This window comes from Aurantimonas endophytica, from assembly GCF_014196845.1.
GTDB lineage: Bacteria > Pseudomonadota > Alphaproteobacteria > Rhizobiales > Rhizobiaceae > Aurantimonas > Aurantimonas endophytica.
The window spans coordinates 597100-612774 of the sequence record NZ_JACIEM010000004.1 but is presented as its reverse complement, the minus strand read 5'-3'; the positions used below and the strand labels follow the sequence as shown (position 1 = coordinate 612774).

Genomic DNA, 15675 nt, shown 5'->3' with positions numbered 1-15675 from the left:
TCCCCTCGAGAATTGCTGTGTCGGTTCCGGCGGCGGTCGGCATCAGCCATCGCGGCCGGCCAGGATGAAGTCATTCGCCGTCAGGTCATGGTGGCCGTGGACGACGAGCTCGAATTCCGCCTCCGGATCCTCGTCGAGATAGCCGGCGACGACGGTGATCTCCCGGTCGCCGGCCTCGTCGGCGATGAACTGGTGGCGATAGGTGACGGCGCCGATCTCGGCGGTCGTGGACGTGGCCGCGCCGGCGAAGAACAGCTTCTGCGCGGCGAAGTCGTCGAGGCTCTTGCCGAGACGCGACAGGTCGATACGGTCGCCGACCGAGAAGTCCTGGATATGGTCTCGCGGCCCGCCCTCGTTGGTGAGGGCATCGAGCGAGCGGAACACGAAGATGTCGTTGCCCGCGCCGCCGACCATGATGTTGACCTCGTCATCGGCGATGAGCCAGTCGTTGCCGCGGCCGCCGCGAATGTTCTCGACCTCGAAGAAGCGGGCTTCCTGGATGCCGTTGACGGTCACCCAGCCATCCGGCAGGTCAATCGTCGCGTCGAAGACGATCTGCGACAGGTCCAGCGTGTCGGTACCGTCGCCGCCATTGACGGTGTCGATCTCGCCATCGGCGACGAGCACGATGCAATCGTCGCCACCGCCGCCTTCCAGGATATCGACGCCGACGCCATCCAGCAGCAGATCGTCGCCTTCGCCGCCGTCGAGGTGATCGTCCCCGGAGCCGCCATCCAGCGTGTCGTCGCCTGCGGCGCCCAGGATCTGGTCGTCGCCGTCGTCGCCGTGAAGGACGTCGTCGCCCTCGCCGCCGTCGATCGCGTCGTCGCCGGCACCGCCGTGGACCTCGTCGTTGCCTGCCGCGCCGAGGATCGTGTCGTTACCGCCGTCGCCGTGAAGGACGTCGTCGCCCTCACCGCCGTCGATGGCGTCGTCACCAGTGCCGCCATACACCGCGTCGTTGCCCGCCGCGGCGACGATCGTGTCGTTGCCGTCGTCCCCGTGAAGGACGTCGTCGCCCTCGCCGCCGTCGACGGCATCGTCGCCGGCACCGCCGTGCACTTCGTCGTTGCCCGCCGCGGCGACGATCGTGTCGTTGCCGTCGTCGCCGTGAAGGACGTCGTCGCCCTCGCCGCCGTCGATCGTGTCGTCACCGGCGCCGCCGTGGACCTTGTCGTTGCCGGCGGCGGCAAGGATCGTGTCGTCGCCCTCGTCGCCGTGAAGCACGTCGTCGCCTTCGCCGCCGTCGATGGCGTCGTTGCCGATGCCGCCGAAGATCCGGTCGGCGCCAGCATTGCCGTGGAGGATGTCGTCGCCCGCATCGCCGACAAGCACGTCTGCGCCCGCGCCACCGACCAGCACGTCGCGTCCGGTCCCGCCGTCGATGTAATCATCGCCGTCGCCGCCGTAGATCGTGTCCGCGCCGGCATCGCCGTACAGCAAATCATCGCCCGGGCCGCCTTCGATGACGTCATCGCCATCGCCGCCATGCGCTTCGTCGCGACCGTCGCCACCGAAGATGACGTCGTTGCCGGCGTCGCCGTAGAGAATGTCGTCGCCGGCCTCGCCGTACAGCGTGTCGTCGCCGTCGCCGCCGAACAGGATGTCGTTGCCGTAGCCACCCCAGAGAACGTCGTTGCCGTCGCCGCCGACCAGCCGGTCATTGCCTGCGCCGCCATACAGGATGTCGCTGCTCTCCCGGCCATAGACCATGTCGTTGCCGCCGCGGGCGTCGATCAGGTCCGCATAGGGCGTACCGATCAGCATGTCGTCGCCGTCGGTGCCGATGATTGCCTGGTTCTCGGGCAGCCGGATTTCCAGATGCGCCGTCTGCATGACGAGTTCGTCGCCGTCGCTGACCTGGTAGCGGAAGACCACCGCCCCGGCCGCGTCGGTTGCCGGCGTGTAGAGCCAGCGATCGAGGCCGATCCGCTCCAGGTGACCGCCATACACCTCGAGATTGCGCACGATCAGCGTATCGCCATCGGGGTCGCTCGCACCGTGGAGCAGTTCGCCCATGGTGATGATCACCGACAGGTTGACGAGACCGTTGTCGAGAAAGACCGGACCCGAGAGGACCGGCCGCCGGTTCAGCCGCGCTTCCGGAACGTCGTCCTCGTCGTCATCATCATCGTCGACAGCGCGATCGCCGGGGCCCGGCTCGGATCCACCGGGCGAACCGAACCCGGGACCGTCGTCGCCGGGCGGCGATCCGGGCATATCGGGGCCGACGGGATTCCCGCCGGCGGGCGGCGAGCCGGGCGCCGGCTGGTTGTCGTTGGCGGTGGGCGGTGTCGCGGCGGCCCCGGGCGGATTGCCGGGCCCCGTCGATCCCGAACCGCCGCCCGAGACGGCGAGAGCGGCGGGCGGCATCCTCATCGCCTGCTGGAAGGCCGCCTGGAAGGCCGCTTCGCCGGCCTCGGCAAAGGCGAACTCGGACACGTCGAAAATCGGCAGCGGCCGACCCTTGGCGATGGCGTCGAGATAATCCGAGATACGCACGACCTTGGCGAGCTCGGTCGCATCGGCCGTCTCGATCGAGATGCCGTTTGCCGGCTGTGCCTCCGGAGTCTGGTCGGGTAGCGGCGAGCCTTGCTTCTTGCCAGGCGCCTGCTCTTCCTCCTCCTGGAAGAGGAGCTTCAGCACCCCGGCAAAGGCCAGCACGAACATAGGCAGGACGGACAGGGAGTTGACCCGCGTTGCCTTGTCCTTGATCTCGAAGCGCTTCTTCGGCGCATTGACCGCATCCTGGTCCGGGATGCCGAGCGTCAGCCGGTCTTCCATCGCCACCTCCTAGACCTTCGACGCCGCAGCGACCGCCGTCACCGGCGCATAGATCTTGCCGGAAGGCGCCATCGGCCGCGCCATCGGACGGGCCGGCTCGCGCAGGATCTCCTCCTTCGGCCCGAAGGCGACGAGCTTGCCGGCCTGGATGACGCCGACGAGATCCACCGCGGCGAGCGCGCTCGGGCGATGGGCGACGACGATGGCGATGCCGCCGCGGGCCCGCACCTTGGTCAGCGCCTCGGTCAGGGCCGCCTCGCCCTCCGCGTCGAGATTGGAGTTCGGCTCGTCGAGAACCACAAGGAACGGATCGCCGTAAAGCGCCCGGGCAAGGCCGATGCGCTGGCGCTGGCCGGCGGAGAGCGCGATGCCGTGGGGGCCGAGCTCGGTCTGGTAGCCGTTCTCGAGCCGCACGATCATGTCGTGGACCCCGGCAGCCTTTGCCGCGTGGATGATCTTGCGGGCATCGGCTTCGGGATCGAAGCGGGCGATGTTCTCGGCGATCGAGCCGTCGAGCAGCGACACGTCCTGCGGCAGGTAGCCGATATGGCTGCCGAGCCGGTCGGTCCGCCACTGGCCGAGTTCGGCATTGTCCAGCCGGACACAGCCGCGCAGCAGCGGCCAGACGCCGACAATGCCCTTGGCGAGCGAGGTCTTGCCGCCGCCACTCGGCCCGATCAATCCCAGCGCCTGTCCGGCCTTCAGCTCGAAGCTGACGTCGCCGAGCAATACCGTGCCGGTGCTCGGCGCCACCACCGTGGCGTTCTCGAGCTTCAGCGACTGCGCCGGCGCCGGCAGGTCGACGAGACGGGAATCGTCGTCCATGGCGGCCAGCGTCTCCTTCAGCCGGGCAAAACTGCGGCGCGCCGCGACGACGCCCTTCCAGTTGCCGATCGCCATATCCACCGGTGCCAGGGCCCGGGCCGAGGCGACCGAGCAAGCGATGATCGCCCCGGCGGTGAGATCGCCCTGGATCGTCAGATAGGCGCCGAGGCCGAGCAGCGCCGACTGCAGCATCATGCGCAGCACTTTCGACAGGCCGCTGAACGAGCCGCTGATGTCGCTGGTCTTCGTCTGCAGGTCGAGATGGCGCGCATTGGCCGCCTCGAAACGCGCGACGGCCCGCCCGCCAAAGCCCATCGCCCGCAGGATGTCGGCATTGCGGGCGTGCGAGTCGGCGAGGTTGGCGCGCTGGACAGCGACCCGGTTCATCTCGGCGCTGCTGCGCTTGGTGAGATACTCGGTGATCAGCGTCAGCGCGATCAGGACGATGGCGCCCCCAATCGTCAGGAGCCCCAGCATCGGGTGCAGGAGATAGACGAAGCCGATGAACAGCGGCATCCACGGCAGGTCGAACAGCGCGATCGGCGCCTGGCTGGCGACGAAGCCGCGCACCGTGTCGACGTCGCGGCCGCGCTCCAGCGCCTCCGACGTCGAGTAGCCGTAGCGCGGCATCTCGATCACCACCTGATGGGTGAGCGGTGCGAGCTTGGCATCCATGCGGGCCCCGAACCGCACCAGGATCTGCGAGCGCAACACGTCGAACATTCCCTGGAAGAGATATAGCCCGATCGCCAGGACCGACAGCGCCACCAGGGTCGGCACGCTGCCACTGGTCAGCGCCCGGTCGTAGATCTGCAGCATGTAGAAGGCGCCCGTCAAAGCGAGGAGGTTGATCACGCCGGAGAGGCAGAGCAGGAAGATCGCCAGACCGCGATAATTGCCGATGCGCTCCGCCATGGTGGTCGGATTGGGGCGCTGGCGGCGTCGTTGAGTGCTCATGGGAGCGTCCCCTCGAATGGAAGCGATGATCGGAATGCCGCAAGTAGCGGGGGGCCATGGCCCCCCGCCCGGGGTCGCTCAGGCGACGCCGTTGAAGTCCGACTGGGTCAGATCGTGGTGACCAGCGACGTCGAGGGTGAAGTCGGCCCCGGCACCGCCGGAGACGTTGCCCTGGATGCGGGTCAGCGCCTCGCCGTCGTCGCCCGTCACGTGGGTGACCAGCACCTGTCCGGCCCCGGTGAGCGACGTCGTCGCCAAGGTGAAGCCAGAGGGGCCGGCCATGCCCGCGAGATCGATCCGGTCGCCATGGGCAAAGCCGGTGATCAGGTCGCCGTCGGCATCGGCTGCGGTGCGGAAGACGAAGGTGTCGTTGCCGCCGCCGCCATCCATCACGTTCGCCACCGAACTGGCGATGATCACATCGTCGTTCCACCCGCCGATGACGTTCTCGAAGCCGAAGACCGCGTCGAAGCCGCTATGGGCGCTGACGACGTGGCCATGCTGCATCGTGCCGTTGCCGAGATCGATCGTCAGCTTGGCCATGATGACGGAATAGTCCAGCGTGTCCTGGCCGTCCTCGCCCCACAGGATGTCGTCGCCGTCACCCTTCCGGGCGATGAAGCGGTCGTCGCCGGCCCCGCCATAGACGGTGTCTGATCCCGCACCGCCTTCGAGGACGTCGTCGCCGTCGTCGCCGAAGATCCGGTCGTCGCCGGCCTCGCCGAAGATCATGTCGTCGCCGGCACCGCCCATCAGCACATCGTCGTCGGCACCGCCGAAGATCATGTCGCGGCCGCCATCACCCTTGAGGAGATCCGAGCCCGACCCGCCCATCAGCGTGTCGTCGTCGTCGCCGCCGAGCATGACGTCGTCACCCTCGCCGCCGCTGAAGACGTCGGCCTCGGCACTGCCCATCATGGCGTCCGCCCCGGCCGTTCCCATCAGCACCAGTCCCGCAACCGGCGGTATCGGCGCATCGTCATCGTCATCGTCGACCGTGTCGTCGTCATCGTCGACGGTGTCGTCGTCGTCATCGTCGACAGTGTCATCATCATCGTCGACGGTGTCATCATCATCGTCGTCGACGGTGTCGTCGTCGTCGTCGGTATTGTCATCGTCCAGATCGTCGGTGCGGAACATGTGCTCTGGCAGGTCGTCCATGCCGGTGTTCCGCGCGACGATGTCAGCGAATTCCTGGCCATCGATGAAGTTCTCGTAGAAGTCGAACTCGTCGAAGCGCGAGATGTAGTAGAAGCGATCGGCATCCTGTAGCCGCTCGAATTGCTCGCTCAGCACGACCCAGAAGGTCTCGCCGACGATGCCGCCGTTGACGTGCGCCTCGGCAAGACCGCCGACCCAGAAGTCGACGCGGTCGATGCCCTTGACGATGCCCGTGCCGTCCGACTGCATCGCAATAGCGATGTCCGGATTGATTGCCTGGAAAGCGGCGATGTCAGCCGCCGCAAGGACGAGATCCGGGTAGGCTTCCATGAACTGCGCGATAACCGCGTCGCTCAGGCCGTTGCGGGCCTGGAAGTCGCCCCAGGACGTGTAGGCCGAAAGATTGCCGCCGACGAAGCCGACCGCTTGGCTGACATAGGGATCGGTCGAGGCGGCCAGATCCATGCGGATCTGGTTGAGCGTGCCAAGACCCACGTCCCACCCGCGCGCCACGTTGAAGGCGAACAGATCGGCGCTGATGCGCACCAGGTCGTTGCGGACCGCGTCGACGATGTTGAAGTCGACCGCTTCGGAGGGCTGGCTGATATTGCCGCCGATGATCGCGTTGACCCCGTGCTGGGCGTAGCCCGGCTGCGGAACATAGCCTGGAGGCAACGGTCCGGTGAATACGCCCGGCGCATTGCTGGGGTTGAGGAAGGCATCGAAGAGATTGACCTCGATCGGATTGCCCTCGGCGTCGAGCACCGTCAGCTTCTGCCCGATCAGCGAATGGCCGAAACGGAAGGCGGCGGCGGCGAACTCGTGCGAGATCGCGGCGTTGGCATTGGGGTCGTATTCCTCGAAGCCATGCGTGCCGACGCTGCGCAGGCCTCCCAGCAGCGTGTCGAGATACTCGTCGAACACCACCCGCTGATACTCGGCCTCGTTGATCATCTTGGCAGCCTGGAACACCTCCTCCGCGGTGCCTTCGAAGCCGGCGGCCACCAGCCCGTCCACATGGTAGTTGTGGTTGCGGGCCCAGATCGTGTGGATCGAGGTCAGCGCGAAGTTCTCGTTCGCCCGTCCGTCGCCCGCCACGTAATGGTCGAGCACATCGATGAACGGGTTGGTATCGAGCAGCAGCGGATGGCCGGAGCCCATGAAGTTCGAGATCACCTTGCTGACGACGCCCGGATCGAAGGCACCTGCCTCGTCGTCGAAGAGCGTACCGGTGGTGTTCTCGTCGATCGCGTAGTTGGTGTAGTAAGCGCGGAAGCTCATCTGGCCGCCCGGCAGGCCGGGATCGGTGAAGATCGTGTCCGCGTACCAGTGATGCTGGATCAGTTCGCGCAGCGTCGGCAGGAGGCTGAACTCAGGGTTGGACGGATCCGGCGCTCCCGAGAAGAGCCGCATGCCATAACCTTGGTTGCCGTCGCTCTCGCGCAGGAACTGGCCGACCAGATTGTGCGAACCGTACGCCTGGTTCTGGTCGACATAGGGCGAGGTCTGGTTCTTGTGGAGCGGCGTGCCGTCCTCGTCGTAACCGACGACCGTGGCGCGGGTCAGATCGGCCGGATTGCCGGAGAAGGGATCCCCGCCCCCGACGCCGCCGATCGGGATCGAGCCGTTGCCGCCCTTGGGCAGGAAGTCCAGCCCGTGGTCGATATACTGGCCCATCGCCATGAAGAAGATGTTTGCGTCGTTGCCGGCATGAGGCAGGCCAGCTTCCTGCGCACCGAGGATATTCGAGATGGTGCGCGGATCGAGCCCGTCGAAGATCGGGTTGATGCCGCGATTGCCGTCCTCATCCGGGGCATCGTAGTGCGGGTTGGTGATGCGGATGAAGGTCTGGTCGGCGGCGCCCCAGCCAGGGTTGGCTTCGTTGTTGTTGTAGCCGCTGAGTTCGCGGACGCCGGTCGGCACGTCGTCGTCGCCGTTCTGCGCCGGCTGCGAACCGCTGACCAGTGCCTTCAGCCCGGCGAGGTCGCTGGCGGTGTACTCGAAGGCGCCATCGATCGCATCGTCGTCTGGTGTCGAGTCGCCTCCGAACTGCGGCGGCACCGCTCCGGTGAACGTGATCGAATGCGAGCCATTGGTGAGGGACTGGGTTCCGTTGCCGTTGTCGACCAGGGAATAGGTCGAGATATCCTGTCCTGCAGCCAGCTCGACCACGTCTTGCGGGCGAATATTGCCGACGATCGTGTCATTGCCGCCATTGGAGCGGAAGACGATGCGATGCGCCGAACTGAGCGCGGTGATGTCGACGACGTCGTCGCCGGAGCCCCCATTTATCGTGATCGTGTTGATGGCGAGACTGGTCGGCGAGAAGTCGCCGATCACCTGAACGGTATCGTTGCCGTTGTCGGTATTGACGATGATCTCCTCGACGGCATCGAGCTCGGCAATGATCGACGCACTGGTGGTGCCGCCGCGCGTGATGACGATCTCGGCGAAGGGGTTCGTGACGACCAGGCCGGCGGCATCGGCAGCCTCCCGCGAGTAGATGCGATAGGCTTCGGCCACAAAGTTGGCCGCGTTGCCGTTGATGACGAAGGTATCCGTCCCTTCGCCGCCGTCGACTATATCCCGACCATCAGAATTCAAGTTGCTGTTGGCCGCGGCGTTGTTCGCGTTCCAGATGATCGTATCGTCTCCGGCACCGGTAATGATTACGTCATTGCCGGCGTTGCCGTCGAACGTGCTCGACTGAGCGTCGCCCAGAAGGATATCGGCGCCGTTCGTGCCGCTGATCGTGCCCAGCGTATCCCAGGTAATGTCGACATCGGCCGTATCGGTGAGCGATCCGTCACTGAGGGTGTAGGTGAAGTCCTTCGTATTGTCGCCGTCCGTCCGCGTCGCCGTGACACCGCTGGTGGCCGGGTCGTAGACGATGCCGAAGTTGGCGTCGTTTTCCGTCGCCCCGATCACCCGCAGCACCGAACTGTCCACGTCGGTATCGTTCTGCAGCATCATCCATTCAGCGATGAAGACCGGCCCTTCGATGTTGGTGACGACATTGTCGATGACCGCGTTCGGCGCATCGTTGACGGGAACGACGTTCACCGTGGTCGTGGCGACATTGCTGTCGAGCACCCCATCGTTGACCGTGACGTTGATGATCCGATCACCGGCGACCGGGTCGTTGGAAACGTTGCGATAGGAGACGGCCTGGATGGCGTTCTGGTACGCGCCCAGCGATGCGGCACCGGTCAGCGTCACGGTGATCTGTCCGGCCACCGCCGTGTTGACCGCAGCGGCGATGCCGGCAGGCAGAGCGCCCACGAGCAGTTGGTCGCCAACGGAAGCGTTGGTCAGGACAATCCGCGCCGAGGCCATCTGTCCAGCGTCGTCGGCGATGGAGGGTCCACTGGCAATCGCGACTGCCGCACCGTTTTCGGTGAACGTCGTCTGGTAGTCCACCGTGGGTGACGGGTTTGGCACCGTGAGCGTGAAGGCCAGATTGTCGATATTCACGAACTCATTGAATCCTGCGACGCTGGATGCCGTGAACCGGATCACGGCATTCGCCGTGAAGGGACCCGTGAGGTCAAAGGCCCGGGATGCATTGCCGGTGGTGAAGTTGACCGTCTCGAGAAGCGTAAAGGGTGCCGAGCCATCCGGCGAAAACTCGACGAGTATCGTCTCGCCCGGATCGAACCCGTTCTCGTTGACCGAATAGGTCAGCCGCGCCGAACTGGCGGCCGAGAGATCGACCTGACGGGAGATGCTGGCACCGTCGCCGGTATCGAACTGCAACTGGCCGCCGGTGATGCGGATCTGTCCGGCCGCAGCGGTTGCGCTGTTGTCGTCGCCCGTCTCAATCCAGTCCGGCCCCCAGTTGATCGTGCCGTTGCTGTTGCCGTACGTGGCGGCGGTGAAGTTGTCGGCATAGGTTCCGCCGGGATTGAAGGCGTCCAGCTGCAATTGCGGCGGCGTGAGCATCAAGTCCATGTCGGCAAAGCGCAGCATCTCGATGTTGCGCAGCGTATCGACACCGTCGGAGACCAGATTGCGTCCGGTCAGCGGATCGATGCCGCCGACGGTCACGGCGTTCTGCGTGACCGTGATCGTGCCGTCCTCGTTGGACGTGATCGTATAATTGGCACGCACGTCGTTGAAGACCGCGATGTCGGTGTCGCCGGCGCCATCGTCCTCGAGGATCTCTCGCACGATGTGCAGCTGGTTCGGCACGATTGTGCGGGAAATCATCAGCTCGAACAGCGACTTGCCGACCCAGCTCGGATCATCGACTTCTCCGGCTGCGAAGACATGCTTCAGGCTGTCGACCGTCGCGATCTCGTTGGCACCCGTGTTTGCTTGCCCCGCTCCGGTGATCCGGATCCGGACATTGAGCCAGGCGTCGCCATCGAGGAAGTCGTCGCCGCCATTGCCCTGGAGCAGGTCGTCGCCACCGCCACCGAGCAGCACGTTGCCGCCATCGAAGGCGATCTCGAGCTCGCGCTCTTCGGCGGTCGCTCCGTTCGGAGCGTCGATCAGATTGCCCAGCAGGGCGCGAAGACCGTCGATCCGGTCGACGCCCGCCTGGGTGAGCTCGTCCTGGAAGAACACGCCCTCAGCGGTGCCGATGGTTGCGGCGCCGTCCGTGTCACGGACGCGGTCGTCGCCGCGCAGGATATCGTCATAGTCCCAGCCGGACAGCGCTTCCACCTTGTCGAAGCGGTTGCGCAGGATGTCGGCTTGCTCGGTTGTGAAGATCGGCACGCGTAGATCGGCATTCGCCCCGAACTCAACCCCCTTGAAGATTGACCAATCGAAGCCGAACATGCCCTCGTTGCGGATGACGCTCTCGCCCTGCACCATGATGTCGTCGCCGGATTCGGCGTCGAAATCATGCTCGTCGCTGCCGGCGAACATGACATCATGGCCCTTGATGGCTGAATTGAAGAACAGCTCCGAATTGTCGCCGGCGGTGGTGTCGAAGCCGCCGCCGCCCTCAATCCAGTCGTCACCCTCGTTGCCGAGCAGGAAATCGGCATCGTCGCCGCCGAGGATGAAGTCGTCACCCTCGCCGCCAAAGACTTCGGTGGCATCGACGCCGACGAAGAAGACGTCCTTGCCGGTGCCGCCCATCAGGATGTCGAGGCCGTTCGAATTGGCGATGACGTCGTCGCCCTCGTCGCCCTTGAGGAAGTCGCCGCTGTCGCCGGAGTCGGTGATGATGTCGTTGCCGGCCCCGCCGTTGACGAGATCAACGCCGGCGCCGGCCTCGATGCGGTCGTCGCCCGCATCACCCCAGATACCATCGTCGCCAAAGTCAGCGATAATCGTGTCGTTGCCGTCGGTGCCGCCAAGGACGACGTGCTCGCCGCCAAAGACGCGGATGTAGTTCTCGGTGACCTGACCGGTCGGGTCCACGCGCACGACTTTGCCGAAGCCCATGGCCTCGAGGAACGGGTCGTTACCGGTCGGATCCTTGCCCGTCGCGCTCAGGTCGTTCGGATCGTAATCCGCCTGGTTGGCGACATTGACTTCGAGAACGTAGTCGTAGGTGGCGAAAGCGTCGACGCCGATATGGCGAAGGACAATGTCGTCGGCCGTGCCGCGGATGCCGTCCGGCCCCGCGTCCGCAAGGGCCGTGTTGGCCATGATCATCTTGGCGAAGGAATTCTGCTCAAGCGCATTGAGCATGTTCTGGCCCTGGGTGCGGGTCAGGTAGTAGAAGCGGTCGCCGTCCTGCAGGTTCTCGAGCTGCAGCTCGAAGACCGCGTTGAAGGTCGAGCCGAGGAAGCCGCCGAACGGCATCTTCTTCTCGGCCAGGCCGCCGATCCACAGATCCACCAGGTTGAGGCCGGTTTCCACGCCGGCCCAGGCGCCCGTTCCGCTGAGAAACTGCGCGCGATCCGCTGGCGCACCCGCGCCGCCGAATACCAGCGCCATTGCCGCATCCCGCTTGTCCTCGAGGGTGGTCGCAGCGGTGATGGTGTCATGCGTGCCATAGGCCGCGATGAAGTTCACGATCGAGGCCGGGTTCTTCAGGTTTGCCGCGAAGTCGGCCCAGTGGTCGTAGGGCTTGAGGAAGGACGACCCGCTTGCCGCATAAAGTTGGCCGCGCGCGTCGTTCAGCGACGGCATGCCGGTGTCGCGGCCGCGCGCGATGTTGATCGCAGCGAGATCGAGCGGGAGGCCGAGAAGGTTGTTGCGCAAGGCGTCCACGACGAACTCGTCGATCTCGTTGCCGCGCTCGATGGTCATGCCGCGGACGATCGCCGCAGCCGCCTCGTCGTGGGAGATGGATACCCCGGCGAGCGTCTGGTCGAAGAGCACCGGGTTGAGGAAGGCCTCGACGAGGCCGAGACCGGCGTCCATCGGATTGCCGTCGGCGTCGATGCGCGGCATGTTCTCCGTCAGCATCGAGTGACCGAAGCGGTACACCGTGTTGGCGAACTCCGAGAAGATCGACGGATCGACATCGGTGATCGAGTTGAACACGAACACGTCGATATTCGGCTGGACCTTGCGCGCGAACTCCTCGAACACGAGGTGCTGATACTGCATCTCGGTGGCGAAGCGGGCGGCCTGGAACAGGCGCTCGCCGTCCCAGTTTCCGTCATTAAAGAGGGCGTTTCCGGTGAGGTAGGCGCCCTTATTCGCAGCCGCGTCGTAGCCGTCGTTGAAGGCCGTCAGCGTCGCAGCATCGATGTCGACGGAGAGCCATTCGTTCACGAAGGCGAGATTACCGCTCTGCAGGATGGTCAGTTTCTGGGTGTCGACCTGGCGGTTGTGCTCGGAGTGGAAAATGTGGTGAACGGCGGTCAGGCCGATATTCTCGTTTCCGCGGCCGTCACCGGTGATGTAGTGGCGATCGAGCAGCTCGTTGTCGTATCGTCCGGCTGTCGAAACGCTGTCGGCAAGGCCGAGATCAGTGTCGTCGTCGGCGATCTTGAGCGCGCCGGTCTGGCTGTTCAACGGATTGGCGTTGTGCGCGATGTCGTCGAGGAAAGCGTGGCCGATGCGGGCAGCAAGGGCCGTGAACGTGTTGACGGGAGCGCCAAGATCGCCCTCGATCAATGAATTGAGCGTGCCGTCGGGGTTCAGCCGGACCAGCTGGGGCAGTCCGTTGTCGCCGCGGATGAACTCCCCGTAGGGATCAGTCTGGATCAGCGGAATGTTGAGGACGTCGCCGTCCGTCAGTTCGATGCCCAGCATCTCGGCCGCCTGCGCCTTGATGTCGGCCCAGGTGGCCAGTCCGCCGTCGGCGCCGGTGAGCAGACGGCCGGTCGAGACCGGTCCATCATCCGTCATGCGGTACTCGCGCAGGAAGACCTGATGCGATGCGTGCGAGGTATAGGTCTGGTTCTGGTCGACGAAGGGGGTCGTCGTGTTCGTCTGCGACCCGTCTTCCGTCGGCGTCGCGCGCGTCAAGGTCATGAAGCGGAGCTGAGGCGGCACTTCGTCGCCATTGCCGGCGATGCCGTCCGGGCCGTGGGTAACCAGCGGATCGTCGTCGGCGAGCGGCACGAACACGGTGCCGACACCATCGCCGCCCTTGGAAATGAGGTCGAGGCCGTGGTCGAAGAACTGGCCGAAGAAGGTCATCCAGGCGTTGAACGGAGCGGACAGTCCCTCGTCCGGCGCGACATTCGGGATGTCGATCGAGCCATTGTTGACGGTGACGCCCTTGGCCTCCAGGACCGCGTCGAGCGCCGCTTCCAGCCCGGGTATATTTGCGACGTCACCCGTATCGCGCGCCTGCTTCAGCGCCTCGAAGGCGTCGCTGATCTCGGCCTGGTCGGCAAGAACATCTTCGGAGCCCGCGAAGGTCAGGGCGGCGATGATCGCGGCCGGATTGTTCAGGCTCATGTCGACGATGAGATTGGAGATCGTGCGCGGCGCGGTGTCGACGATGTTGCCGGGATCGGCATAATTGCCGCCGACGACTTCGCCGCCGGGGTTGGTCGGGCCGTTGAGGTCGACCTCGCCCGAGCCGGTCGTATATTTCGGATCGAGCAGGCGCGGCATCGACTGGTCGGCGGCACCCCAGGTCTCGCGGCCCGGGACGATATTGTTGTACGTCCCGTCCACCGTTCGCAGGCCGTAAGGCACATGGGGATCGGGAATGGCCAGGACAGCAGACGACAAGAGGGGGTTCGGCACCCAGTCGCTCGTGTCCGGATCGACCACGTAATAGGAAACGCCGCCGATCGTGGCTGCTGGATCGGCAACAACCTGCCCGTTCGCGTCGAGCAGGATGCTGGTGAGCGGGATGCCGGCAGCATGCGCCTCAGCAATTTTGATCTGCTGTAGAACGAATGACAGATCGGCCTGGTTGATCTTGAAGGCGGCCATGGTCCCAACTCCCGTTAACGCGGCTGCTGCGCGCGCTGTCCAAACGAAATATTTGCAAGGCACTTGCGAGCATGTCTGTTATGCTCTCGGTGCGAGCGATCTATTGTCGCGCGATCGATTCCTATCGCAGCGACGATCTGGCATGAATATTTAACGGATGTTCAGAATGGCGTTAGGTCAGAAGGTCCTAGGCACTTTGGCTACTTTGGTCCGAGGGGGTCCGACGACCAAAGGCGGGAAGGATATCGGACCTTGGTCGAACGGGACTTTGACGTCGAGGCTGCTGACGCGGTGGCGCCGACTTGGGCTGGCAAGACAATTCCTGCTGGTCGCGTCGGTCCTGGTGACCCTGTTTCTCTCAATCGGGGGAATACTGCAGTCCCGGCTGATCACCGCTAATCTGGTCGACAGCAGTACGCGGGTCGCCTCGATCTACATGGAAGGCATCATTTCGCCCCACGTGCAGTCGCTGAAAGGCTCCCGCCGCCTTCAACCGGACGAGCAGTTCCAGCTGGAATCCTCCATCGCCGACACCGGGCTGCGCACACAGATCGAGCAGGTCAAGATCTGGCTTCCCGATGGAACGATTGCCTATGCCAGCGACGAAAGCCTGATCGGACAGCAAGTCGACTCCGATAGCGTCCGCCGGGCCGCCGGAGGCGAGACAGTTCGAAATTTTGGAGAGAACACAGAGCATCCCACTGAGGGTACCCATCACGCCGGAATACTGGAGATATATATCCCGATACGCGATTCTGGTGGCAACATCATTGCGGTGGGGGAATTCTACCAGAACCTCGATGCGATACATTCATCACTATTCACTGTCATCGCTGGCAGCTGGGTAATTCGCATTCTCTTGAGTATCGCAGCCATGACGCCCTTGTTCTTCATCGTTCTGAAGGCTGACCGGAACATGGCGTTTCAACGCAGGGCGGCGCGGCTTCATCACCGACGGAGCGTAAACCTATCGCGGCAGAATCTGACGCTTAGCGTCGAGGCCGATAATTTACGCCGTCGAGCGGCGCAGGCCAATGAAGAGTTGCTAAGCCGCGTCGGTGCCGACCTGCATGACGGGCCTGTGCAACTCCTGACACTCGCGGCACTCAACTCCGAGGATCCGCCGAAAGTGATGCAGCTGCTGCGGGAGGCCATCGGAGAGCTTCGGTGCATTGCGAGCGGGCTCGTATTGCCCGAGCTACGCGACCTGACTGCCGCCGACGCGCTGCGTCTCGCGGTCGCGCGCCACGAGCGCGATACAGGCACCAAGGTCGAGACGGATATTGCGGAGATACCGGTGGAGATATCGCACGAACTCAAGGCCTGCATGTATCGGGTGGTCCAGGAAGCGCTCCGGAACATCGTCCGACATGCCGGCGGCCAGGGCCAAAAAGTCTCTGCAGGCCTAGAGGAATTGATCGTCGTTCGCATAGACGACGCGGGGCGGGCTACGTCGGCGGCGACAGTACACGACAGGAGTACCGGGCTCGGGCTTCAGGGCGCTCGGAACCGCGTTGCCGCCTTCAACGGAACGCTTGAGATCCGAACGATTCCCGGTGTCGGCACGTCGCTCGTCGCTCGATTTCCGCCGGACCTCGCCAGCGCAAAATGAGCAACGCTCGGCTTACGTCGAACGGCTAG

The 15675-nt window shown here is 64.7% G+C and carries 4 protein-coding genes; 1 reads left to right on the top strand and 3 read right to left on the bottom strand.

The features are described 5' to 3' along the window. Positions 1 to 42: 42 nt before the first annotated feature. From GGR03_RS24655 to GGR03_RS17290, 3 genes are all read right to left on the bottom strand, one after another. Complete coding sequence (locus GGR03_RS24655; RefSeq protein ID WP_183209987.1) at positions 43 to 2784, bottom strand: calcium-binding protein; 2742 nt, start codon at positions 2782 to 2784, stop codon at positions 43 to 45. A 9-nt stretch (positions 2785 to 2793) separates the two neighbouring features. Continuing rightward, positions 2794 to 4566, bottom strand: a complete 1773-nt coding sequence (locus GGR03_RS17295; RefSeq protein WP_183209986.1) for a type I secretion system permease/ATPase — start codon at positions 4564 to 4566, stop codon at positions 2794 to 2796. A gap of 78 nt (positions 4567 to 4644) precedes the next feature. Then, positions 4645 to 14034: a peroxidase family protein gene (locus GGR03_RS17290; protein WP_183209985.1), complete on the bottom strand. Its 9390-nt coding sequence runs from the start codon at positions 14032 to 14034 to the stop codon at positions 4645 to 4647. A 343-nt stretch (positions 14035 to 14377) separates the two neighbouring features. Between GGR03_RS17290 and GGR03_RS17285 the strand changes: the two genes are divergently transcribed. Then, entirely contained in the window at positions 14378 to 15646 is a 1269-nt protein-coding gene (locus GGR03_RS17285; protein WP_183209984.1) for a sensor histidine kinase, read from the top strand. Positions 15647 to 15675 lie beyond the last annotated feature (29 nt).

Excerpts from the sequence above, each read along its gene's own strand:
- GGR03_RS24655 (WP_183209987.1), bottom strand. The coding sequence starts at position 2,784 with ATGGAAGACCGGCTGACGCTCGGCATCCCGGACCAGGATGCGGTCAAT.
- GGR03_RS17290 (WP_183209985.1), bottom strand. The coding sequence starts at position 14,034 with ATGGCCGCCTTCAAGATCAACCAGGCCGATCTGTCATTCGTTCTACAG.
- GGR03_RS17295 (WP_183209986.1), bottom strand. The coding sequence starts at position 4,566 with ATGAGCACTCAACGACGCCGCCAGCGCCCCAATCCGACCACCATGGCG.